General features: G+C 65.0%; 25 protein-coding genes. 15 read left to right on the top strand and 10 right to left on the bottom strand.

Annotated features, from left to right (window positions below; genetic code table 11):
- The first annotated feature begins 24 nt into the window (after nt 1-24).
- The 15 genes from P8Y39_01425 (at nt 25) to P8Y39_01355 (ending at nt 13,708) form a co-directional block, all read left to right on the top strand.
- Complete coding sequence (locus tag P8Y39_01425) at nt 25-543, top strand: cytochrome P460 family protein (protein MEJ2190996.1); 519 nt, start codon at nt 25-27, stop codon at nt 541-543.
- Between the two features lie 29 nt (nt 544-572).
- On the top strand, nt 573-731 hold the full coding sequence (locus tag P8Y39_01420) for a DUF2892 domain-containing protein (protein ID MEJ2190995.1): 159 nt from the start codon (nt 573-575) through the stop codon (nt 729-731).
- Nucleotides 732-924: 193 nt separating this feature from the next.
- Nucleotides 925-1,251 (top strand): DUF134 domain-containing protein, encoded by a 327-nt coding sequence (locus tag P8Y39_01415; GenBank protein ID MEJ2190994.1) that lies wholly within the window; start codon nt 925-927, stop codon nt 1,249-1,251.
- 2 nt (nt 1,252-1,253) lie between these two features.
- Nucleotides 1,254-1,628, top strand: a complete 375-nt coding sequence (locus P8Y39_01410; GenBank protein MEJ2190993.1) for a DsrE family protein — start codon at nt 1,254-1,256, stop codon at nt 1,626-1,628.
- Between the two features lie 114 nt (nt 1,629-1,742).
- The gene (locus P8Y39_01405) at nt 1,743-2,234 is read left to right on the top strand and encodes an Hsp20/alpha crystallin family protein (GenBank protein MEJ2190992.1); all 492 of its coding nucleotides are present in this window, start codon (nt 1,743-1,745) and stop codon (nt 2,232-2,234) included.
- Between the two features lie 142 nt (nt 2,235-2,376).
- Entirely contained in the window at nt 2,377-3,555 is a 1,179-nt protein-coding gene (locus P8Y39_01400; protein MEJ2190991.1) for a 1-deoxy-D-xylulose-5-phosphate reductoisomerase, read from the top strand.
- Complete coding sequence (rseP, locus tag P8Y39_01395) at nt 3,552-4,634, top strand: RIP metalloprotease RseP (GenBank protein MEJ2190990.1); 1,083 nt, start codon at nt 3,552-3,554, stop codon at nt 4,632-4,634. The genes P8Y39_01400 and rseP overlap by 4 nt, the downstream gene beginning before the upstream one ends.
- A 6-nt stretch (nt 4,635-4,640) precedes the next feature.
- Nucleotides 4,641-5,105, top strand: coding sequence for an adenylyltransferase/cytidyltransferase family protein (locus P8Y39_01390; protein ID MEJ2190989.1), 465 nt, complete (start codon nt 4,641-4,643; stop codon nt 5,103-5,105).
- Between the two features lie 25 nt (nt 5,106-5,130).
- Complete coding sequence (gene mfd / locus P8Y39_01385; protein ID MEJ2190988.1) at nt 5,131-8,268, top strand: transcription-repair coupling factor; 3,138 nt, start codon at nt 5,131-5,133, stop codon at nt 8,266-8,268.
- 131 nt (nt 8,269-8,399) lie between these two features.
- On the top strand, nt 8,400-9,182 hold the full coding sequence (locus tag P8Y39_01380) for a hypothetical protein (GenBank protein MEJ2190987.1): 783 nt from the start codon (nt 8,400-8,402) through the stop codon (nt 9,180-9,182).
- Nucleotides 9,182-9,565, top strand: coding sequence for a Sec-independent protein translocase protein TatB (gene tatB / locus P8Y39_01375; protein MEJ2190986.1), 384 nt, complete (start codon nt 9,182-9,184; stop codon nt 9,563-9,565). The genes P8Y39_01380 and tatB overlap by 1 nt, the downstream gene beginning before the upstream one ends.
- The gene (gene tatC / locus P8Y39_01370) at nt 9,566-10,357 is read left to right on the top strand and encodes a twin-arginine translocase subunit TatC (GenBank protein ID MEJ2190985.1); all 792 of its coding nucleotides are present in this window, start codon (nt 9,566-9,568) and stop codon (nt 10,355-10,357) included. It begins immediately after the preceding gene.
- On the top strand, nt 10,335-10,607 hold the full coding sequence (locus P8Y39_01365; GenBank protein ID MEJ2190984.1) for a hypothetical protein: 273 nt from the start codon (nt 10,335-10,337) through the stop codon (nt 10,605-10,607). Before tatC ends, P8Y39_01365 begins: the two co-directional genes overlap by 23 nt.
- A gap of 34 nt (nt 10,608-10,641) precedes the next feature.
- Entirely contained in the window at nt 10,642-12,309 is a 1,668-nt protein-coding gene (locus P8Y39_01360) for a HEAT repeat domain-containing protein (protein MEJ2190983.1), read from the top strand.
- Complete coding sequence (locus tag P8Y39_01355) at nt 12,293-13,708, top strand: HD-GYP domain-containing protein (protein ID MEJ2190982.1); 1,416 nt, start codon at nt 12,293-12,295, stop codon at nt 13,706-13,708. The genes P8Y39_01360 and P8Y39_01355 overlap by 17 nt, the downstream gene beginning before the upstream one ends.
- A 517-nt stretch (nt 13,709-14,225) precedes the next feature.
- Here the strand turns inward: P8Y39_01355 and P8Y39_01350 are convergent.
- The 10 genes from P8Y39_01350 to P8Y39_01305 form a co-directional block, all read right to left on the bottom strand.
- The gene (locus P8Y39_01350) at nt 14,226-14,447 is read right to left on the bottom strand and encodes a ferredoxin family protein (GenBank protein MEJ2190981.1); all 222 of its coding nucleotides are present in this window, start codon (nt 14,445-14,447) and stop codon (nt 14,226-14,228) included.
- A complete protein-coding gene (gene recN, locus P8Y39_01345; protein ID MEJ2190980.1) occupies nt 14,444-16,087 on the bottom strand; it encodes a DNA repair protein RecN in 1,644 nt (547 codons plus the stop codon). Before recN ends, P8Y39_01350 begins: the two co-directional genes overlap by 4 nt.
- Nucleotides 16,080-16,565 (bottom strand): HIT domain-containing protein, encoded by a 486-nt coding sequence (locus P8Y39_01340; GenBank protein ID MEJ2190979.1) that lies wholly within the window; start codon nt 16,563-16,565, stop codon nt 16,080-16,082. The genes recN and P8Y39_01340 overlap by 8 nt, the downstream gene beginning before the upstream one ends.
- Nucleotides 16,562-17,239: a uracil-DNA glycosylase gene (locus P8Y39_01335; protein ID MEJ2190978.1), complete on the bottom strand. Its 678-nt coding sequence runs from the start codon at nt 17,237-17,239 to the stop codon at nt 16,562-16,564. The genes P8Y39_01340 and P8Y39_01335 overlap by 4 nt, the downstream gene beginning before the upstream one ends.
- A 4-nt stretch (nt 17,240-17,243) precedes the next feature.
- Nucleotides 17,244-18,098 carry an NAD(+)/NADH kinase gene (locus P8Y39_01330; GenBank protein MEJ2190977.1) on the bottom strand — a complete coding sequence of 285 codons (855 nt, stop codon included), beginning with the start codon at nt 18,096-18,098 and terminating at the stop codon, nt 17,244-17,246.
- The gene (tsaE, locus tag P8Y39_01325; GenBank protein ID MEJ2190976.1) at nt 18,049-18,480 is read right to left on the bottom strand and encodes a tRNA (adenosine(37)-N6)-threonylcarbamoyltransferase complex ATPase subunit type 1 TsaE; all 432 of its coding nucleotides are present in this window, start codon (nt 18,478-18,480) and stop codon (nt 18,049-18,051) included. The genes P8Y39_01330 and tsaE overlap by 50 nt, the downstream gene beginning before the upstream one ends.
- A 7-nt stretch (nt 18,481-18,487) precedes the next feature.
- Entirely contained in the window at nt 18,488-18,958 is a 471-nt protein-coding gene (locus P8Y39_01320) for a CBS domain-containing protein (protein ID MEJ2190975.1), read from the bottom strand.
- Between the two features lie 11 nt (nt 18,959-18,969).
- On the bottom strand, nt 18,970-19,620 hold the full coding sequence (gene pgeF, locus P8Y39_01315; GenBank protein MEJ2190974.1) for a peptidoglycan editing factor PgeF: 651 nt from the start codon (nt 19,618-19,620) through the stop codon (nt 18,970-18,972).
- The gene (locus P8Y39_01310) at nt 19,607-21,145 is read right to left on the bottom strand and encodes an NAD(P)H-hydrate dehydratase (protein MEJ2190973.1); all 1,539 of its coding nucleotides are present in this window, start codon (nt 21,143-21,145) and stop codon (nt 19,607-19,609) included. The genes pgeF and P8Y39_01310 overlap by 14 nt, the downstream gene beginning before the upstream one ends.
- A gap of 243 nt (nt 21,146-21,388) precedes the next feature.
- Complete coding sequence (locus P8Y39_01305) at nt 21,389-22,294, bottom strand: PAS domain-containing protein (protein MEJ2190972.1); 906 nt, start codon at nt 22,292-22,294, stop codon at nt 21,389-21,391.
- Nucleotides 22,295-22,311: the final 17 nt, after the last annotated feature.

Genomic DNA, 22,311 nt, shown 5'->3' with positions numbered 1-22,311 from the left:
TCTTAGTATAAGGAGGGCACGAAAATGCGTAATGTATCGAAGATTTTTCTGATTCTGGCCGTTATCCTGGGCCTGACGGTTGCGGCCTTCGCCATCCATGAGACCCAGCCCGCCGAAAGTGCCAAGACCCTGCCCCGGGCGGACGCCGGGAGCCTGTGGACGTATATCAGCAGGACCGACCCGTACCATCAGTGGGACCTCTGGCCGGGGAAGGGAAAGCTCTACGAGGGGCGGGAGCCCCACGGCGCCTACCTGACGCTTTACACGAACGACACGGCGCATTTCGCCGCGCAGTACGCTTCCCGGATGAAGGACGGGGCCATCCTCGTCAAGGAAAATTACAACCCGGAGAAGAAACTGGTGGCAATCACGGTGATGTACAAGATAAAGGGCTACAACCCCTCGGCAGACGACTGGTTCTTCGCGAAGTACACGCCCGAGGGGGAGGTCCAGGCCGGGGGCAAGGTGAAGACCTGCATCGACTGCCACGGGACCAGGGAAAACAACGACTTCATCTTCACGGGCAAGGTGGCCCCTTATTGAACCCCCGTCTCGGAGGGAGGTGAGCAGGCATGAAGAAAAACGTCGGCGGCCTTGACCGCGTGGTGCGCATCGTCCTGGGCATCGCGGGCATCGTTATCGGTCTTGTCGTCTCCATGGCCACCTGGGGAGAGGTTGTTCTGGTGGTCGTGGGCGCCATCCTCGTTGTCACCGCGTTTGTCAGTTTTTGACCGCTCTGGGCGGTGCTCGGGATAAGCACCCACAAGGAAAAGAAAGAAGGCCAGGGCGCCTGAAGGCGCCCGCGATTTTTGCTCCGCCGGCCCCCGGAGGGGGGCCGGCGGTTTTTCTCCCGGCCCTCCTTTTGTTTGACAAGCCGCCTCATAAGCCTTAAAATGTGCATATGCACAAAAAAGAGGCGCGCCCGTGTCCCCCCGCCTGAAGAAACCCCGCCGCTGCCGGTGCGTCTTCAAGGGAGAGGCCTTCAAGCCCGCGGGCATCCCCCTGGCCGAGCTTCGGACGGTGACCATGTACCCCGACGAGCTTGAGGCCCTCCGCCTTTGCGACCGGGAGGGCCTCACCCAGGAGGAGGCCGGCAAGCGGATGGGCGTTTCCCGGGGCACCGTGCAGCGGATACTGACCGGCGCACGGGGCAAGGCTGCCCTGGCCCTGACCGACTGCAGGGCCATCGTCCTTGAGGAGACCGTCTGCGCGAAGAACCGCGATACGGAGAAAAAACCCAAAGGAGGCTAACCATGGAGAACAAGAAGTTCGTCTTCATCCTCACCTCGTCCTTCGACAGGCCCGACGTCACGGCCGGGGCCTTGCAGCTTGCCACCAACATGAAGGCCCTGGACATCGAGCTGGATTTCTTTCTCATGGACAACGCCGCCCCCCTGGCCAGGAAGGGGTTCGCCGAAACCCTGACGTGGCAGAAAAAGGACGAGTTCTCCCCCATCCACGAGCTGATGAAGACCCTCGTGGAGGACTTCGGCGTGACCTTTTACGTCTGCGCCTCTTGCGTGAAGCACTACGGCCTGGACCAGGCCGAGCTCATCGCCAATGCCGAGATAAAGCCCGGCTCTTTTCTCGGGGAGATGCTCCTTGAGAGGCAGGCCCTCACGTTCTGAGGGAGGGACCGCTTTCGTCAACGCGGGAACCTTCTCCCGCTGGTGTTTCTGTGATAGGCTTTTCCCTGTGAACGGGACCGTTCGGAGCAACATATCAATACGGAAGGAGTAAACATGGCTCGGGAGAAAAAGGGAAAGGGTGAGATTGGGCCCTACGGGGGAAACTGGGGCGCGCCGTCGCTTTTCGAGGAGATGGACCGGATGTTCGAGACGTTCTTCGGCAGGCGTTTCGGCCGCCGGTGGCTGCCTTCCCCGCGATGGGCCGAGACGGCGGAGACGGCCTTTCCCGCGGTGGACATGTACGAGGACGATGACCAGGTGGTGGTGAAGGCGGAGCTGCCGGGGGTGCGGAAAGAGGACATCGACGTCAGCGTGGACGATACCGTGGTGACCATCTCCGGGGAGAAGAAGATGCAGGAGAAGGTGCAGAGAAAGGACTACTATCGCGTCGAGCGCTCCTACGGGGCCTTCACGCGGTCTCTGCCGCTACCGGCGGAGGTGCAGAGCGACAAGGCCACGGCCGCTTTCAAGGACGGCGTCCTGGAGGTCCGCGTTCCCAAGACGGCGGCCGCCAAGGAGAAGAAAGTCCAGCTCGAGGTCCGGTAAGCCCTGTGTGCGGCCCAGGGGGGTTGGGCTCTGCTGTTCTCCCGGCATTGCGTCCTTTTTCCCCGGAGCGCGGGGGGCGCGTTTTCTTTGCCCCGGGCTTATGGTATTGTATAGAGGGCCGCGTGTTCGGCCCTGAAAATCAATGAAAAACATAGTCGTTCTTGGTTCCACGGGCTCCATCGGGCGGAGCACTCTCTCTGTGGTGGCCGAGCACCCCGGCCTGTTCCGGGTGGTGGGGCTCGCCGCACGGCGCAACCACGACCTGCTCCTCAGGCAGGTGCGGGATTTCTCACCGGAGGTGGTGGCCGTCTTCGACGGCGAGGCGGCCCGCACCGTGAAGGCCGGCTGCCGGGTGCCCGTCCTCGACGGGCCCGAAGGGCTTGAGGAGGTGGCCCGCCACCCGGGCGCCGACATTGTCATCTCCGCCATTGAGGGCTCCGCGGGCCTCGCCCCCACGCTGGCCGCCCTTGGGGCGGGAAAGACCGTGGGGCTGGCGAACAAGGAGACCCTGGTCATCGCCGGGGCGGTCGTCCGGAGGGCCGCGCGGGAGCACGGCGCCCGCATCCTTCCGGTGGACAGCGAGCACAGCGCGGTGTTTCAGTGCCTGGAGGGCGGGGGCCGGGAGCACCTTCGGCGCATCGTGCTGACCGCCTCGGGCGGGCCCTTCGTCCACAAAAGCGCCGGGGAGCTCCGCGAAGTCACCCCCGAGGAAGCCCTCCGGCATCCCAGTTGGAGCATGGGCCGAAAGATTACCGTGGATTCCGCCACCCTCATGAACAAGGGCCTGGAGGTCATCGAGGCCCACCACCTCTTCGACCTGGGGCCCGAGCGCATCGGCGTTGTCGTACATCCCCAGAGCATCGTGCACTCCCTGGTGGAGTTCGTTGACGGCTCCTTGCTCGCGCAGCTCTCGGTCCCGGACATGCGGGGGGCCATCGCCTATGCCCTGTCCTATCCCCAGAGGCTGGACGGCGTCATCGAAAGGCTGGACCTGGCGGAGGTGGGCACACTGAGCTTCCATGAGCCCGATACGGAGCGTTTTCCCTGCCTTGCCTACGCCTACGAGGCCCTCCGGGCCGGCGGGACGATGCCGGCGGTGCTGAACGCCGCCAACGAGGTCGCCGTGGAGGCGTTCCTCCAGGGCAGGCTGGCCTTTACGGACATCCCGGTCGTCATACGGCAGAGCATGGGAGAGCACACGGCCGCCCGGGCGGACGACCTCGAGGCGGTCCTCGAGGCCCACCGGTGGGCGGCCGGGAGGGCTCTGGAGCTGGTGGGAACCGCCTCGTCCTCCCAGGGGCGCACGAGGGCCCGCAGATGACGCTGCTTTACGCCGTCATACTGCTGGGCATCCTCATTTTCGTCCACGAGCTGGGCCACTTCCTCTTTGCCAAGGTCGTGGGCGTGAAGGTCGAGAAGTTCTCTCTGGGCTTCGGACCCAAGCTCGTGGGGATGAAGCGGGGAGAGACGGAATACATGATAAGCGCCTTTCCCCTGGGGGGGTATGTCAAGATGCTGGGGGAATCCCCCGGCGAGGAGGCCGAGCGGCCCCTGAGCGAGGAGGACAGGAGGAGGGCCTTCAACCACCAGCCCGTCTGGAAGAGGTTCCTGATCGTCTTCTCCGGGCCCGTTTTCAACATCGTCTTTGCCGCCGTGGTCTTCATCCTTCTTTTCATGAGCGGCGTGCCGGTCCTGAAAAGCGAGGTGGGCGAGGTGATGGAAGGCACGCCGGCGGCGCAGGCCGGGCTTCAGAAGGGCGACGAAATCGTCTCCATAGACGGCACACCCATAACCGAGTGGTCGGGCATGTCCGCCGTCATTCAAAAGAGCCCGGGCAAGGAGCTTGCCCTCACCGTAAAGAGGGACGGCAGGACCCTCACCCTCACCATCACCCCCGAGAAAAAGACCGTCAAGGACATCTTCGGCGAGCCCCGGGAGGTGGGACTCATCGGCATCCGGCCCTCCGGGGCGCAGTACACCAAGGAGCTGAGCCCCCCCGAGGCCGTGGTCACGGGCGTTCAGAAGACCGGGGAGATATGCGTCCTCACGGTGGTGGCCATCGTCAAGCTCATCGAGAGGGTCGTTCCCGCCAAGACCATCGGGGGGCCCATATTCATTTTTCAGCTGGCCGGCCAGACGGCTGAGCGGGGCGCCCTGGATTTCTTCACCTTCATGGCCGTCATCAGCATCAACCTGGGCATCATCAACGTCCTGCCCATCCCGGTCCTGGACGGCGGCCATCTCCTTTTCCTCGGCATCGAGGCCGTCAGGCGCAAGCCCCTCAGCGAGAAGACCATCGCCCTGGCCCAGAAGGTGGGAATCGTCGTGCTTATCATGATCATGGCCTTCGCCCTTTATAACGACATCCTCCGGATTATCACGGGGCAGGAGATTCCGTAGAAGGAGATGCGGGCGAAAATCATCCTCGACCGGGATGAGCTCAGGCGGCTCCTCAAGGCCGAACGGGCCGCCGGGCGCAAGGTCGTCTTCACCAACGGATGCTTCGACATCCTGCACCTGGGCCATGTGCGCTACCTGAGGGAGGCCGGGCGCCTGGGGGACGTCCTGGTGGTCGGGGTCAACTCCGACCGCTCGGCCGGCCGCCTGAAGCCCGGGCGGCCGGTGGTGCCCGAAGCGCAGAGGGCCGAGGTGGTCTCGGCCCTGGAGATGGTGGACTACGTGACCGTCTTCGGGGAGGACACCCCCTACGAGCTCATCAGACTCCTCGCGCCCGACGTGCTGGTGAAGGGAGGGGACTGGGCTCCCGGGGACATAGTGGGCTCCGACCTCGTCCCGGAGACGTACAGCCTCCCTTACCTGGAGGGCATCTCCACATCGGCCATCATCGAGAGGATTCGCCGCCTCGGATAGGAATCGCCCGGCGCCTTCTGAGACAATGAAAGAGAGCAAGCTCCGCAGCATCCTCGACGAGTTTTATTCCTCCCTGAGGCCCGCCGCGCCGCGCCTGTACAACCTGGCGGGCTCGGCCGCGGCCCTTTTGCTCGCCCTCCGGGAGGAGCCCTTCCTCATGGTGGAGCACACCGAGGAGGTGTCCCGCGTCCTCGGGGAGGACGTGCTTTTCTTCCGGAAGCTCCTGGGCAGAACGTCCGTACCCCTTCGCCGCCTCCCCGAGCCCGACGGCCCGGAACTGGCCGGCAGGAGGGCCGAGGCGCTCTACGGCCTCCCGGAAGGCGGGACGGCCTCGCCCATGCTCATCACCTCCGAGGGCGCCCTGGAGGCCCCCCAGTGGGAGCCCCGGGTTCTGGCCGAGCGGGTGCTGGCCCTCGGGGCGGGGGACGAGATTGCCCGCGAGGAGGCCGCCCGGAGGCTCCACGGGCTGGGCTACCGGCGGGCCCCCCTGGTGACGGAGCCGGGACAGTACAGCCTGAGGGGCTGGATCCTGGACATCTACCCCTCCACGGACGCCCGCGCCATGAGGGTGGAGTTCTTCGGCGAGGAGATAGAAAACATCCGGGCCTTCGACGTGGACACCCAACGCTCGGTGGCCGAGGTGGAGGGCGTCCTGGTGATGCCCGCCGTGGAGCCCGGGGAGGGCCCCGGCATCCTCGACCTCCTCACCGGCGTGCCCGTCCTCTGGTCCGGGGACAACCACGCCGAGCCCCCCGCCGGTGCCGTGGTCCTCTCCCGCTACGGGTTCGCCGGGGAGGGCATCGAGGCCCCGGCCCTGAGCATTGCGGGCCTGGGCATCCTCCCCGGGGAGAGAAAGGACGTCTATTCCCTCCCCGGCGTCCTTCAGGAGGTGGGCAAGGAGCACCGCGTCATCGTCGTTTCTTCTTCGGAGGGGCAGGCGGAGCGGCTGAGACAGGTTTTTCTGGACGGGGGGCTCATCGTCCCGCGGGTGCCCCTGGAGGAGGTCGCCTCATACGCCGGGCGGTACGCCATCACGGTGGGCGGCCTCTCCGAGGGCCTCTTCCTCCGGGGGCTCCTGGTCCTGACGGAAAAGGAGATATTCGGCGGCCGTCCGGCCTACAGGCCTCTGAGGAAATCCCGGGTCTCCGGCCTCCTCCGAAACGTCGACGACCTCCTCGTGGGCGACCACGTGGTGCACTCGGACAGGGGCATCGGGCGGTTCGAGGGCCTGGTGCGGCAGAGCGTGGAGGACGTGGAGTACGACATGCTGGTGCTGCGCTACGCCGAGGGCGACAGGCTCTACGTCCCCCTGGACGCCATAGACAGGGTCCGAAAATACCACGCCGAGGAGGGCGTCGTCCCGGAGCTGGACAGCCTCCGCTCCCGGAGGTGGCAAAGGACGAAGCAGCGGGTCAGAAAGAAGGTCCAGGAGCTGGCCTCGCGCCTCCTCAAGGTCTATGCCGAGCGCGAGGTGGCCGAGGGCTTCCGCTTCAGCCCGGATACCGAAATGCACCGGGAGTTCGACAGCTTTTTCCCCTACGAGGAAACCCCCGACCAGCTCCGGGCCGTCCGGGAGATAAAGGAGGACATGGAGTCCGCCCGCCCCATGGACCGCCTTCTCTGCGGGGACGTGGGCTACGGAAAGACGGAGGTGGCCATGCGCGCGGCCTTCAAGGCCGTCTACGACGGCAAGCAGGTGGCCGTGCTGGTGCCCACGACCCTCCTGTGCGAGCAGCACCACCGGATATTCACGAAGCGCTTCGCCGCCTTCCCCGTCACCATAGACAGCCTGAGCAGGTTCAAGACACCCGGGGAAAGGCGGCAGACCCTGCGGAAGGTCAAGCGGGGCGAGGTGGACATCGTCATCGCCACCCACGCCCTCCTGCGCCGGGACATGGAGTTCCGCGACCTGGGTCTCCTCGTCATCGACGAGGAGCATCGCTTCGGCGTGCGCCAGAAGGAGCGCATCAAGGAGCTGAAGCGCGGCGTGGACGTGCTGTCCCTGAGCGCCACGCCCATTCCCCGCACGCTTCAGATGTCTCTTTCGGGCATCCGGGGGATGAGCCTCATCGAGACCCCCCCGGAGGAGCGCCTGGCCGTGCAGAGCGCCGTGAGCGCCTTCGACCGGGACCTCATCCGCTCGGCGGTCCAAAGGGAGGTGGACCGGCGCGGGCAGGTCTTCTACGTCCACAACCGCATCCAGGACATCGACGGGGTGGCCGCGCGGCTCAGGGACATCGTCCCCTTGGCCCGCATCGCGGTGGCCCACGGGCGGATGCCCGAGGGGAAGCTCGAGGAAATCATGCTCCGGTTCCTGAACCGGGAGGTGGACGTCCTGCTCTCCACGGCCATCGTGGGGGCGGGGCTGGACATACCCACGGCAAACACCATCATCGTGGACATGGCCCACCGGATGGGCCTGGCCGACCTGTACCAGCTCAGGGGCAGGGTGGGGCGGAGCAACGTGCGGGCCTACGCCTTCTTCATCATCCCGGGGGAGCGCGTCCTCACCGACGAGGCGCGCAAGAGGCTTCAGGCCATACAGGACCTCAGCTACATGGGGGCGGGCTTCAGGCTGGCCATGCGCGACCTGGAGATACGCGGGGCGGGAAACCTCCTGGGGCCGGAGCAGTCGGGCAACATCCACGCTGTGGGCTTCGACCTGTACGTCGAGATGCTGGAGGAGGCCGTCGCCGGGCTCAGGGGGCTCGAGGTGAAGGAGGCCGTCCGCACGGAGATCTCCCTTCGAGTGGACGCCTACGTCCCGGACGACTATATCGAGGACATGGCGCTTCGCCTGAGCGTGTACCGCCGCATCTCGGGCGCCCGGAGCCCGGAGGACCTCGAGGACATAGAGGCCGAGATGGCCGACCGCTTCGGTCCGTCGCCGCCCCCGTTTGGAAACCTCCTTCGCGTCCGCTCGCTGGGAATCGCGGCGGAGAGGCTGCACATGACGGAAATCACGGCCCGGGACGCCGCGGTGCGCTTCACCCTCTCGCCGGATACGGAGCTTTCCCCGGGGGACATCCTCTCGGCCCTGAACGGAAGGGTGCGGTTTCTGCCCAACGGCTTTGAGCTTTCGGCCGAGGGCGACCTGTTCGAGGAGACCGGGGCCGCCCTGGAGGCTCTCTCGAGGGCCGCGGGCGGCCCCCCGGGCGGATGAGGTCGGGACACGGGAAGCCCCGGCGGAGGGGAGCGCTGTGCGAACGGGTGAGTTTTCTTTCGTCCTCGCGGCCGCGGCCCCTTTTCAGAATAATTGACAGTCTTCGAAACTATCTGGTATTTTTTTAGACGATGAGAACCGTAATCCTGCCTGGGACTCTTCTCGTCGTTCTATTGCTCGCGGGAACATCTTACGGCGTCGAGTTGAGCGGCCCCCAGTCCCCCGCGCCCTTCTCCGTCTTCAGCACCATGAGCGCGGAGACGCCGGCGGTGGGCGAGGCGGCCGTGGCCTTTTCCATCGAGAAGGCCGGCCAGCCGGACTTCACGAGGGTATCCTCGCAGCTGGGGCTGGGGGTCACGGAGCATCTCGAGCTGGACGTCAACATACCGTACCAGGACGACGGGGCCTCGGGCCTGGAGGACATCGCCTTCAGCCTGAAGCACCGTGTCCTGGACGAGGAAGACTACGGTTTCTCTCTCGCTTACCTGGTGGCGGCTACCCTCTCCAGCAGCACCGAGCAACTGAGCACCGACGGCGCCCTGGGCGCGGGAGTCATCCTGACAAAGCGCCTGGGGCCGGTGAAGGGGCTTGTCAACTTCATATACTTGGAGCCCTGGAAGTCGGACCTCGAAGAGGAGATCAGGGCCTCGGTGGGCATGGATTTCGCCGCCGCCCACAACATCGATTTGCTTTCGGAGTTCCTCGTGAAAAAGAGCTACTTCTCCGGGAAGGTGGACCGGAGCGAGTTGCGCATCGGGTACCGCATCCAGTCCCTGGAGGGCTTCTATACGACCCTGGGGGCGGGCATCGGCATCAACGACCGGAAGCCCGAATACAGGCTCATCGTGGCCGTCTCCCTCATTTTCTCTCCGAGGCAGAGGTACATAGAGAAAGTTTACGAAAAGGGTGAGTGATGTTCGACCTGGGGATGCAGGAGCTCGTCGTCATTTTCGTCGTCGCCCTCCTGGTGTTTGGACCCAAGAGGCTTCCGGAGCTGGCCCGGACCCTGGGCAAGAGCGTGGCGCAGCTGAAGCGGGCCATGACGGACGTGAAGGACGAGATGGACAAGGAGTTCGATATCCTGGAGAAGCCCGGCAGGCAGCTCGACGTCCCCGCCTGGAAGGAGGAAACCGCTGGGGCCCCGGAGAAGGCGGAGGAGCCCCGGGAGGAGGAGCGGCAGCAGCCGCAGGCTTCAGCCGAGGAGCGGCAGGGGGCGGAGGAAGGTTCCGGGAGCGGTGGGCGGCGCGAGGAAAGCCCCTCTTCCGGCGAGGCCGAGAAGGATGGGGAAGGCATCTGAATGGCCGAAGAGAAGATGCCCATCACGGAGCACCTCTCCGAGCTCAGGCGCAGGCTCTTCGTCTCCGTCGGCGCCGTCATCATAGGGTTCATCGTCGCCTTCAACTTCTCGGAGAACATCTACGACCTTCTCATCCTCCCGCTTCACACCACCATCACCATCAAGGCCCGGCCCCCCTACGTCTTTCTGGCCGAGAGGGCGGGGGCCCTCAAGGAGCTCGTCTTCCTCGCCCCTACGGAGGCCTTCTGGGTACACCTGAAAATAGCCCTCATCGCCGCCGTCGTGGCCGTCTCGCCCGTGCTGTTTCAGCAGACCTGGAAATTCATCTCCCCCGGGCTTCATCCCCGGGAAAGGAAGTTCGCCGTCCCTTTCGTCCTGGTCACCTCGGGGCTTTTCGTGGCGGGAACGGCGTTCTGCTTCGTCATTGTGCTGCCGTTCGCCATAAAGTTCCTCCTGGGCTACAAGACCGCCTCCCTGGTCCCCATGCTCTCGGTGCAGAAATACGTGGATTTCTGCCTCACCTCGATTCTCGCATTCGGTGGGGTCTTCGAGCTCCCCGTCATCACCGTGTTCCTTGCCCGCCTGGGCGTGGTCACGCCCAAGTCCTTGGCCAAGAACAGAAAATACGCGGTTCTGCTGGCCTTCGTGGGCGCGGCCATTCTCACCCCGCCGGACGCCTTCACGCAGGTCCTGATGGCGGGTCCCATAATCGTTTTGTACGAGGCCGGGATACTGGCTTCGCGCCTCTTCGGCAGGAGGAAGACGGAAAGTGATACGGGGCAAGAACCTTAAGGCCATCGCCTTCGACATCGCCGAGGGATACGTCACCGTCAATCCCATTTTCCTCAAGCCCCTGGACGAGGAAACCATAAAGGGCCTGCTTCAGGAAGTCGGGCGCGCCCAGGCGGCCATGAGGGCGGCCGCCTTCCCCACCGGCGACATCCAGGGCATCAGGATGCGCAACATGAAGCTCCAGCGCCTGCACACCGCCTCCATGGTCATCAGGAATTACGCAAAGCAGAGACGTATGCGTATTTATTGACACATTTTTTGCGCGGGTGTTATTTTAACGAGGGATGCCGGGCCAGGACGAGATAAAGACGGAACTGGGCAAGGAAGCGCGCGAACTCGTCCAATCCCTCCTGAAGGCCAGAAAGAACCTCCGTTTGTACCCCGTGAACAACCCCATGTACACGCGCACGGTTGAGGATACTTTCAAGCGCGTGGACGACATCCTTGCCGCCGAGGAGTCCCTGGAGCTGCTCATCAGCCGTAACGACATAAGCGTGGCCGGAGAGTCCGTCTACCGGAGCGAGGAGAAGGACGAGAACCTGGCCCTTTTTTTCTTCCGTGACGGCCTGCGCTCCCTGAGCTTCGTCCGGGGGCTCGGGAAGGAGGAGTTCCAGGACTTCCTGAGCGTCCTTTCCTACGACTTCGACCGCGAGGACGTCGAGGACGACCTGGTCACGCTGCTCTGGGAGAGGGACTTCCGCTTCATCCGGTACACCGTGGACGAGACCGTCCTCATGGAGGACGACGGGTACGAGGAGAAGGCGGTCAGCCAGGCCAAGGAAGACGCCTCCACCGACGAGGGCCTCAGGAAGGCGTATGAGGACGCCTTCAAGGCCGAGGACGTGGACGGGCAGCACGTGCCCATGTCCATAACGGACGCCGACCTCAAGGCCCTGGCCTCGGAGGTCGAGAAGGACATGGAGGAGAACAAGCAGTCCAAGCTCATGGGCATCCTCTTTGACATGCTCTACGGGGCGGACACCCTGGAGGAGTTCAAGGACATCACCCGCATCATGATGAACGCCGTGGAGTTTTCGGTGCGGAGGGGCGACCTCAAAACCCCGGCGAACATCTTCCGGCGGATACGGATTCTTCTGAAGAAATCCCGTTCCCCCCATGTAAGGAAGAACCTGGGCATGGTCCTGGCCTTCGGGGGCTCGGAGCAGGTGGTCAAGGTCATCGGCGAGTGGCTGGACACCAAGGGAGGTCCGGACGAGGAGGATTGCAGCCGTTACGTCGGCAACCTCGAGTCCAACGCCATAGCCTCGTTCATCTCCCTGCTGGGCGAGCTGGAGACCATCGGCGGGCGCAAGAGCGCCATCGACGCGCTGGTCGTCCTGGGAAGGAAGGACGTGGACGCGCTGGCCCGGGGGCTTCGCGACCCGCGATGGTTCGTGGTGCGCAACATCGTCTACATCCTCTGGCGCATGGGCGACCCCCGTGCCGTCGATTACCTCGTCAGGGTTGTCAACCATCCGGAGCCCCGGGTGCGCAAGGAGGTGCTCAAGGGGCTCGGAGAGCTCAAGGAGCCGAAGGCCGTGCAGCCCGTCGCCCTGTGCCTGGAGGACGGGGACCCCTCCGTGCGCATGACGGCGGCCAAGGCCCTGGCCGCGGTGGGCTCGGAGGAGGCCAAGGCCGCCCTCCTGGAGCGGATGCCCCAGAGGCGGCTCATGGCCACCGAGTTCCGGGAGATGAAGGAGTACTTCGAGGCCCTTTCGGCCTGGAAGGACCGGGACATCTACGATTTCCTGATGGGGTTGCTCACGCGGAAGCCTTTCTTCAGGCGGTCCAAGTACAAAGAGGTCAAGGCCTGCGCGGTCTACGCCCTCGGCCTCCTGGGAAACCCCGAGGCCCTTCCCGTGCTGGAGGGGTTGCGCAACGCGCGCAACAGGATGCTCAGCGAGCAGGCCGGAGCCGCCGTCAAGAGGATAAGCTATGGCCGACAGCGATAGGACGGAGCTGGACAGGTCCGCCAAGGACATCGTCAATCAGCTGGCCGCCATCATCCGCACCTCCCAGATTCACGACCCCTCCAACGTGGCGGTCATGCAGGGGATAGAGAAGTTCATCACGCTCGTCAACGCCCTCCTGGACTCCCCGGCGGCGGCCGAGGGCATCTCCCTGGAGATGGTGGGGGAGTATTTCTATCTCAACGAATCCCGCGTGAAGTTCTCCATGGAGTACCTGGTGAACTTCGACTTTCTCATGCGGGAGTTCCGCAAGCACGACCTGGGCAGCGTGAGCTTCCTCGGCACACTCTCCAAGGAGGACATCCAGCGGTTCCTGAAGGCCTTCCTCTCCGCCTCCTTCTCTTCGGACCCCTACGTCGAGCTGGCCGAAGGCCTGGACGATATCCCCGGCATCCGGATAGCCCCTCCCCGGAAGATACAGACCCGGGACAACGAGTACGACATCAGAAGGACGGTCAAGCACACGTACTTCAACGCCGTCTCCTTCACCAAGGGCGTGATGACCAAGATACAGTCCGGCGAGAAGATAAACGTCAGACGGGCCAAGCGCGTCGTTCAGTCCATGGTGGACCTTCTGTTGAGCGAGGAGGAACTGGTCCTGGGGATGAGCGCCATCAAGGACTACGACGATTATACGTATCACCATTGCGTCAACGTGAGCATCCTGTCCATGGCCCTGGGGCAGAAGCTGGGCTTTTCCAAGCAGTCCCTCCTGGAGCTCGGCATGGTGGCTCTGTTCCATGACATCGGGAAGACCGACGTTCCCCCGGAGGTCCTGAACAAGCCCGGCTCCTTTACCGAGGAGGAGTGGAAGATCGTCCGGAAGCATCCATTCTGGGGCGTACGGGCCATCCTGAAGATGAAGGGTTTCGACATGGTTTCCGTGCGGAGCGCCATCGCGGCCTTCGAGCACCACATCCGGTACGACAAGGGAGGGTATCCCGAGCGGAGGCACCCCGAGGAGGTGGACCTGTACTCCCGCATCGTGAGCCTTGCCGACCAGTACGACGGCATGACCTCGGCGCGCGTCTACTCCCGGACCCCCATGGCCCCGGACAAGGCGCTCAGCGTCATGATGGAGAGGGCCGGAAGCTCCCTGGACCCCCTGCTGTTCAAGTTCTTCATCAACATGGTGGGCCTCTACCCGGTGGGCACGGCGGTCCTCTTGAACACCAGGCAGCTCGCCCTCGTCTACGGAAACAACCCCACCTTTCCCGACAGGCCCAAGGTCATGGTCGTCACCGACGCGGAGGGAAACAAGGCCTCCGGCGCCCTGGTGGACCTTACAGAGAAGGACCAGGCGGGCGCCTACCAGCGCTCCATCATGAAGACCATGGACCCGGGCAAGTACAAGATAAACCTGGCCGAGTACCTTCTCTGAACCTCGGCGCATCAGAGCAATTCAATAAATTTATGTAGCCGAGGGCCTCCTTGTCGTTGCCGTTTGACCTGAGGCGGCTTGGCAGTGGCTCCTTTGGAGGAACTGCCTATGGAGGGCGGCCGCCGTTGCATAAAGAAAAAGGTCTGCGAACGTTCCGGCCCGATAGGGCCGGTGCAGGGCGTTTCAAGCGGCTGTTCCACCCATTCGTCACTCATATAAGGCCGCCCGGACAGTAATGAAACTCCTTGCCGCCGAATAAGCCTCTCTTCCCCTCTTTTGAACAAAGAGGGGAAGAGAGGATGAATGAGTTGGGGAGATAGATAATTAAAAAAACCGGGGCCGGGGGCGGAGCGCCCCGTAATAACAATGCAACTCTTCTGACTCCCTAACCCACCTCTTCTCCTTCTCCCTTAAATCGGCCACAGGTTGAGTTGGATTGCTCTAAACGGTCGGCGCTGCCGGCGGCACCGGCCGGGAACAAGCACGGGGCTTCGCCGCCGGGTATAAAGCGGGCTGGTCAGCCAGCGGGATAATCGAGCCAGACCTCGATGGCCATCTCGGGGCAGACCGCGGCACAGAGGGCACAGCCGGTGCAGTTTTCCATGCGGGCGGCGTAGGCCGGGAAGTAGCCCTCGGCGGTGTCCTCCATCCGGAGGGCGAGCACGTCCTTGGGGCAGGCCAGAAGGCAGTAGTTACAGCCGGTGCACCGGAAGGGGTCGATGACCACCCTGCCTTTCATGAGCGCCTCCGGATGATTTCCCGGGCGTGGCCCAGCGACGTCTCGGTGACCGCGCCGCTGAGCATGCGGGCGATTTCCTCCTCGCGGACCGCTCCGGAGACCTCCCGCACCGAGACGGTGGTCCTGTCCGCCCGGGCGGCCTTCTCTATGACGAAATGGGCATCGGCCAGAGAGGCTATCTGGGGGAGGTGGGTGATGCAGAGGACCTGCCGGCCCCTGGAGAGGTCCCTGAGGTTTTCCGCCACGTTCCGTGCAGCGGCGCCGCCGATGCCGGCGTCCACTTCGTCGAAGACGAGCACAGGCACGTCGTCGGCCCCGCGCAGGGCCCCCTTGACGGCCAGCATGACCCGGGAGAGCTCGCCCCCGGAGACGACCTTCTCCAGCGGCTTGAGGACCTCGCCCGGGTTGGCGCAGAAGAGAAAGGCCGCCTGGTCGGCTCCCTGCGCCGAGACGGGGGCTTCGGAGAGGGACACCCTGAAGGCCGCCTTCTCCAGGGCCAATTGCGGCAGGCGCTTGGCCACCTGCTCGGCAAGTCTCCGGGCGGCCTTCTTTCTTCCGGCCGTGAGGCGCCGGACCGCCTCCGCGAGGGCCGACCGCTTCTCTTCGAGGTCCTTCTCGAGCCCCTCGGCCCTTTCTTCCGCGACCTCCAGCTCCTCAAGCTCCCGCCGGGCCTGCTCGCCGTGCGCCAGGACGGCCTCCACGGTGTCGCCGTACTTCCTCTTGAGGCCCCGGATGAGCTCCAGGCGCTCCTCCAGCATGCCCAGCCGGGCGGGGTCGGCGTCGTATTTCTCCCTGAGGCCCCTGAGGGCCAGGGCCGCCTCTTCCACCAGGGGAAGGGCCTGTCCCAGGACGTCCCGGGCCTCCCGGGCCTCCCCGTCTATGCCGGCTATTTCCTCCAGCTTGCCGAAGGCCCCCGAAAGGTCCTCGGTGGCCGCGCCCTCGGCGCTGTACAGGAGGGCGTAGGCCTCCTCGGCCAGCTCACCCAGGCGGGCGAGGTTTCCCAGGATGTTCCGCTCCCGGAGGAGCTCCTCCTCCTCGCCGGGAGCAAGCCCGGCCGCCTCTATCTCGCCGGCCTGAAAACTGAGGAGGTCCGTCTTCTGGGCACGCTCGCGTGCGCCCAGGCGGAGTTCCTCGAGCCTTTTCTCCAGGGCGGAGACCTCCGCGTACGCCCCGGAGACCCGTTCCCTCTCCTCCTCGAGGCCGCCCAGGACGTCCAGGAGGCGCAGTTGCACCTCGGGGCTCAGAAGGCTCTGGTGGGCGTGCTGGCCGTGGATGTCCACCAGGGTTTTCCCCAGCTCCTGGAGGGCCTGGACGGTTACCATGGTGTCGTTTATGTATGCCCTGGTGCGGCCGGCCGCCGAGACGTGCCTCCTGACCACGATGCCCTCGTCGGAGGCGATGCCTCTTTCGCTCAGGAAGGGGTGCCCCGGGGTGTCGAAGAAGGCTTCCACCACGGCCTCCGTGCTGCCGGTCTTGATCATCTCGGTGTAGCCCCGCTCGCCGAGCACCAGCCCCAGGGCTCCCACGACGATGGATTTGCCCGCCCCGGTCTCCCCGGTCAGGACGGTGAGCCCCGGCCCGAAGCCCAGGGAGAGCTCCTCGATGATGGCGAAATTTCTGACGCGCAGTTCCTTAAGCATTCCTCTGAAACACCGGACGGAGCTTGTCGTAGGTCGCCGTGATGTGCTCGGGGACCACCCGCACCTCGTCCAGCACGGCCATGAAGCTTGCGTCCCCGACCCACCGGGGCACGATGTGCATGTGCAGGTGCTCCTCGATGCCGGCCCCCGCGGCCTGTCCTATGTTGATGCCGGTGTTGAACCCCTCGGGCCTGAGCACCTCGGAGAGGCACTCCAGGGAGTACCGGGCCAGGGCCATCATCTCGTCGAGGACCCCGCCGGCATAGCCCTCCAGGGAGGAGGAGTGCTCGTAGGGGACCACCATGAGATGCCCCCCGGTATAGGGGAAGCGGTTCATGATGACGTAGTTCTGCCTCCCGCGGTACAGGATGAGGTTCTCCCTGTCCCTGTCCTCGCGGGACATCTCGCAGAAGATGCAGCCGGGCCCCTTGCGGGAGAGGATGTACTGGATGCGCCAGGGGGCCCAGAGTACCTTCACCGGGGCTTCCTCCCCAGTTTTTTGAGCACCTGCTGCGCGTCCTCCCAGACGACCATCTTCGCCTTGGGGTTTCTGAGAAGATAAGCCGGATGGTAGGTGGGCATGACCAGCACCGTGCCCAGTTTGGCGAACTTCCCCCGCAGCTTGCTGATGGGCGTCTTCGTCCCCAGGAGGGTCTGGGCCGAAATCCGTCCCAGGGAGATGATGACCCTGGGGGCGACAATCTCTATCTGTTTCTTGAGCACCGGCAGGCAGGCCTCTATTTCCTCCTCCTTCGGGTCGCGGTTGCCCGGGGGGCGGCATTTGAGGATATTGGCGATGTAGACCTCCTCCCGGCTGAAGCCCATCCTGTCGATAAGCCGGTCCAGGAGCTTCCCCGCGTCTCCCACGAAGGGCCGCCCCTGCCGGTCCTCCTCCTTCCCCGGGGCCTCGCCCACGAACATGAGCTCGGCGTCCGGGTTGCCTTCGCCGAAGACGACGTTCGTTCTCCCGCGGCAGAGGTCGCACTTGGTGCACGTGCCCATGTGCCCCTTGAGCCCCGCGAGGGCCCTGGCCTTCCTTTCGGGCGGGGCCGAGGCGGTCTCCTTTATGCGGAGCGGCATGCTTTCGAACCCCAGCGCCCGGTAGAAGCGGAGGACCTCGCGAAGGGTTCCCGGCGTGACAGGCGAGGTCATGGCTTCATCTGCCTCCCCATCCGAGTTTGGTCCTGAGCACGCGGAAATGGTCGCGGTCCCCCGGCATGAGGAGCGTGGCGCCGTACGGGGCCTTCTTGACGACCACGGTGTCGCCTTCGACATAATCGTTGCCCACCAGGCCATCGTAGGTGACCACGGCTCCCGCGCTCCGGGAGATGAGCGTGATTTCCACGGTGACGTCCTCGGGCAGGACGAGGGGGCGCACGCCGAGGGTGTGCGGGCAGATGGAGGTCAGCACCATGCTGTTCAGGGTGGGGTGGATTATCGGGCCGCCGGCGGCCAGGGAATAGGCCGTGGAGCCCGTGGGCGAGCAGACGATGAGCCCGTCGGCGCGGAACAGGGAGACGTGCCTGCCGCCCACCGTCGTCTCCAGGTCTATCAGGCGCCCCGGGGCGCCCTTGTTGACCACGACATCGTTGAGGGCCGTATATTCCCCTTTCTTCGCGCCCTGGGCGTCCAGGTGGTGGGCGGCGAGCATCATCCTTTCCTCCGAGGGACATTCGTCCGTGAGGAGCCTCCCGGCGGCTTCGAATATCTCCTCCTTGGAGACCTCCGTGATGAAGCCCAGCCCCCCGAGGTTCACCCCCATGAGGGGGATGCCCCTCGGGGCCATCAGGCGCGCGGTCCCCAGCATGGTGCCGTCGCCCCCCAGCACGATGACGGCCTCCACCTCCTGCGCCATCTCCTCCGGGCTCCGGCCCTTCTCGCCCAGTCTTTGGGCGACCTCGGGCTCCAGGGTGACCTCGGCCCCGTTTTTCTTGAGCCAGGGGACGAAGCCCCCGAGGAGCTCAGTGACCTCGGGGCTGTCTTTTCTGGTTACTATCCCTATCTTTTTCATCGAGCCCTTCAATGAGGATTTCCCGCTCCGTCTCCGAGACGAACCGGAAGCTGACGTTGATGAGGCCTTCCCTGTCCTTTCCGGGGAGCTTCTCCGCCCACTCTATGACAGTGATGCCATCCTCCCCGATGCAATCGTACACGCCCGCGGCCTCCACGTCCTCGGGCCGGTCCAGCCTGTACAGGTCGATGTGGTAGAAGGGCGGGTGGGAATCGTACTGGGCTATGATGGTGAAGCTCGCACTGATGATGTCCTTCTCAGCAAGTCCCAGGGCGGCGGCGATGCCCTTCGTGAAGGTGGTCTTTCCGGCCCCCAGCTCCCCGACCAGGCAGACGGTGTCGCCCGGCCTTAGCTTTTTCCCGAGCGTGGTCCCTGCGCGCATGGTCTCATCAGGCCCCCGCGTCAGAAACCTCACCGGCGATGCCCCGTATGACGTCGTGCTGGTTGATGATGCCCACGAGCCTGCCGTCCCTGACCACCGGCAGATGGTGCAGGTGTTTCTCCGACATGATGGTGGCTATCTCGTCCAGCGGGGCCTCCTCCGCGACCGTGACGACCTCGCTGGTGTAGATGTCGGCTACGGTGGAGGCCGAGAGCTTCCTTATCTCCCGCTCTATGGCGGCGGAGCCCTCAAGGGGGATGAAGGCGTCGAAGAGCCTCAGGACGGTGGGGATATGGAGGCGCTTGTTGCTGCTGACCAGGTCGTCCTCGGTCACCATCCCGAGGAGCCGTCCCTCCCTGTCCGTTACCGGAAGGCCGGTCCTGCCCGTTTCGATGAAGAGCCTTCCCAGCTCCTCCACCGTCATCTCCGGATTGACGGTGGTGAGGTCGCTGCGCATGATGTCCCGGGCCTTGAGCACGCGTCCTCTCCTCAGGGCATCCCGATGAAGCCGCCCTGCCTGCCGGTGGCGTCGTGGTCGCGGCGGTAGGAGTAGTACTTTTCCGGGGAGCAGAGGGTGCACTCGTCGATGACGCTGATATTCTGCTCCGGGACCCCCAGCGAGAGGGCCTGCAACTTGTTGGCCGTCTGCAGGTCCAGGCAGACCTTGCCGTTTTTCCTGCTCCAGTACCGGCCGTCGCCCGTTTCTTTCATGACGGCCTTGAGGACGTTGTCCTTCACCTGATAGCAGCACCAGCGGATGGCGGGCCCCAGGGCAATGAGGAGGGTTTCCGGCCTGGTATCGAATTCACTCCGGAGGGCGGCTACGGTTTTCTTCAGTATGCCCGCCGCCGTTCCCCTCCAGCCCGCGTGGACGGCTCCCACGGCATGGTTGTCCCGGTCGAAAAGCAGGATGGGCACGCAGTCGGCCACCTTCACCCCCAGGAGGATGTCCGCGCGGCCGGTGAGGACGGCGTCCGCCTTCCGCGGTCTCAGGTCCTCCTTCACCCAGAGGACCCTGCTGCCGTGCTCCTGCTCGGGGAAGTACACCCTCCTCTCGGTCAGGCCCTGCACGTCCACGCCCAGCTCCTTGTCGGTGAAGAAGCCCATGACGTGGCCGTCGAAGATTTCAGGAAATATCATCAAAGCCCTCCGTCAACCGCCCGAACACCCCGGGCACGGCATCCGCGACGTCGGTGGCAAGCACCGAGCGCATGTCCTTCTCGCATGCCGCAATCTCCCCCGCCAGCCCGTGAGCATACACACCCAGGACCGCGGCCTCCAGGGGGCTCAGCCCCTGGCCCAGGAGGGCCGCCACCATGCCGGTCAGGACGTCGCCGGTGCCGCCCTTGGCCAGGGCGGCATTTCCCGTGGGGTTCAGCAACGCCTCTCCTGCCGGGTCGGCCACTACCGTGGGAACGCCTTTTAGTATAATGTATGCGCCGGAGGTTTTGGCAAACCGGAGGGCGGCTTCCACCCTGTCGGACTCTATCTCCTTCACACCCATCCCGGTCAGGCGGGAGAACTCCCCCGGATGGGGAGTCAGGATGACCGGGGCCCGGGCTTTCCTCAGAAGGGCGGCCTTGCCCTCCAGGGCGTTGATGCCGTCGGCGTCCACCACCATGGGGGCCGCACACCGGGGGAGAAGCTCCCGGACCATCTCGGCGGTCTCCCGGTCCCGTCCGATGCCCGGCCCCAGGGCCAGCACGTCGGCCCTCTCGTCCAGGAACTCCAGGATGCCCGTGAGCGCCCCCCGGGCGAGACTTCCCCGTCCGGTATCCTCCAGGGGCAGGGTCATCTCCTCGGTCACGCGTCCTTCGTATATCCCCAGCAGGGAGTCCGCGACCCCGATGCTCACCAGGCCCGCCCCCGACCTGAGAGCAGCGTGGGCGGCCATCATGGCGGCCCCGGTTTTCCCCCGGGAGCCCGCCACCAGGAGCACGTGCCCGTAGGCGCCCTTATGGGAGTAAGGCTCCCGGGCCGGCACCAGGGAGGCCACGTCGCGCCGTGACGGCACCGCTGTGCGTACGGACTCGAAGAGGGCCCGGGGAAACCCGATGTCCTCGACGAAAAGCTCTCCGGAGAGCCCGGCGCCGGGATGAAGGAAGTGCCCCCTCTTGGGGGCTCCGAAGGTCACCGTGGCCGCGCAGTGCAAGGCCGCGCCGAGCACCTGTCCGGTGTCTGATGAGACGCCCGAGGGGATGTCCACGGCCACCACGCGGGCTGACGAGCCGTTGACGGCCCGAATGACCTCCGCGAGGGGCCCCTGTATGTCCTTGCTCAGGCCCGTGCCGAAGACGGCGTCCAGGACCAGGGAGCCGTGCAGGTCCCCGGCGGTCACCTTGTCCCGGAACTCCATGGGCACGCGCATCTTCCGGGCGATGTCATGCTGAAGGCGGGCGTTTTCCTTGAGCCTGTTGCGCTTCCCGGTAATCAGGACCTTCACCGTGTAGCCGGCGTTATGCAGCTCCCGGGCCGCCACCAGTCCGTCGCCTCCGTTGTTGCCCGTGCCCGCCAGCACCAGGATGCGGCCTTCCCTGAGGACCTCCTTCACCCTGGCGGCCACGGCCACCCCGGCCCTTTCCATCAGTATCGGGGCGGATATCCCATAATATTCTATCGTCTTTTTATCTATCTCCCCGATTTCCGACGAGGTGACGACTTTCATGGCGAAAACTCTCCCGAAAAGATTTCTGCAATTATAGCACGACTCTTGAGAGGCCGTAAGCGCCCATGGGAGTTATGTTTTTGAGCCTAATCGGGTAAGAGAGAACGGCCGGGCATTCCCGCGGCGCTCCGTAGCTGCCGGGAAGTTTTCCGGGAAGGCAGCAAAGGGGGCTCGGGAAGCGCGGTCGTGCTTCCCGCGGTCCCTTTGAAGACGCCATGTACGAAGGGCCCCGGAGCGGAGGGCCTAGCGGGATATCTCCGAGGCGCACTCCGGACAGATGGCGTGGCTGAGCTCCGTGCGCCAGCGCGCCCTGACGAAGTCGCCCAGGGACTCCCAGGTTTCCTCGCCGTTTCGCACCCGTTTGCACCAGGCGCAGATGGACAGGGACGAAGAGGGATGTCCGGTTTCCTCCTCTGCCTGCCCTCCATCCGGGACAATCCTCATGCGCATGAGGACGTATGCCGCGCCGTGGCCCGTGGCTGCCCCGACGGGGACGGTGCGCGTCTCGGCGTATCTTTCCTTGCCGTCGGGGAACAGGACGGACTCGACGACCGAAGCGGGCATGCCCGAAGCAAGCGTGCGTCTGGCCGCACAGGTGCGGCAGGGGGATTCCTTTCCGCGGAGGATCTCATGGCATGCGGAGCCTTCCAGGGCCTCCGGGGTCGAGTACCAGAGGCGGGCAAAAGGGGTGTTTGCCCGCACCACCCTGAAGTCGCCGTCCAGGGCGCACAGGGGCTCCTCGACGCTCTCCAGCAGGGCGGAGACGAAGTCCATGGCGACGGCGTCCCTCAGACTGCGATGTTTCGTGACCACCCGGAGGAGTCCCATGACGGCGTACGCCCCGGCATCCCCGTTCCTGAGGGGGATAAGCACGGCGTCGGCGATTTCGCTCTGTCCGTCCACCGGCATGGAGCCCTCCACGGTGCTGGTCCTTCCGCTTTGGAGAGCTTCGCGGAGCTTTGGGCCCAGGGGACCCGAGATGCACCTGGTGAGAAGCTCGCGCAGCGGTTCGTCTTCCCGCGCCGCCTTGTAAAATCCCCCCGCCGAGCCCGACAAGAACCGAAGCGAGCCCTCCCGGTCGACGATGAACTTGACGTCCCGCGCCACGGGGGCGCAGGCACTGGAGAGAAAAGTTCCGTTTCCCGCCATGGTCTCCTCCTGGGCAT

It is taken from the genome of Nitrospirota bacterium, from assembly GCA_037386965.1.
Classification (GTDB): Bacteria; Nitrospirota; Thermodesulfovibrionia; order Thermodesulfovibrionales; family JdFR-86; genus JARRLN01.
The sequence above is the reverse complement of the archived record's forward strand: the minus strand, read 5'-3'. Positions and strand labels throughout refer to the sequence as shown.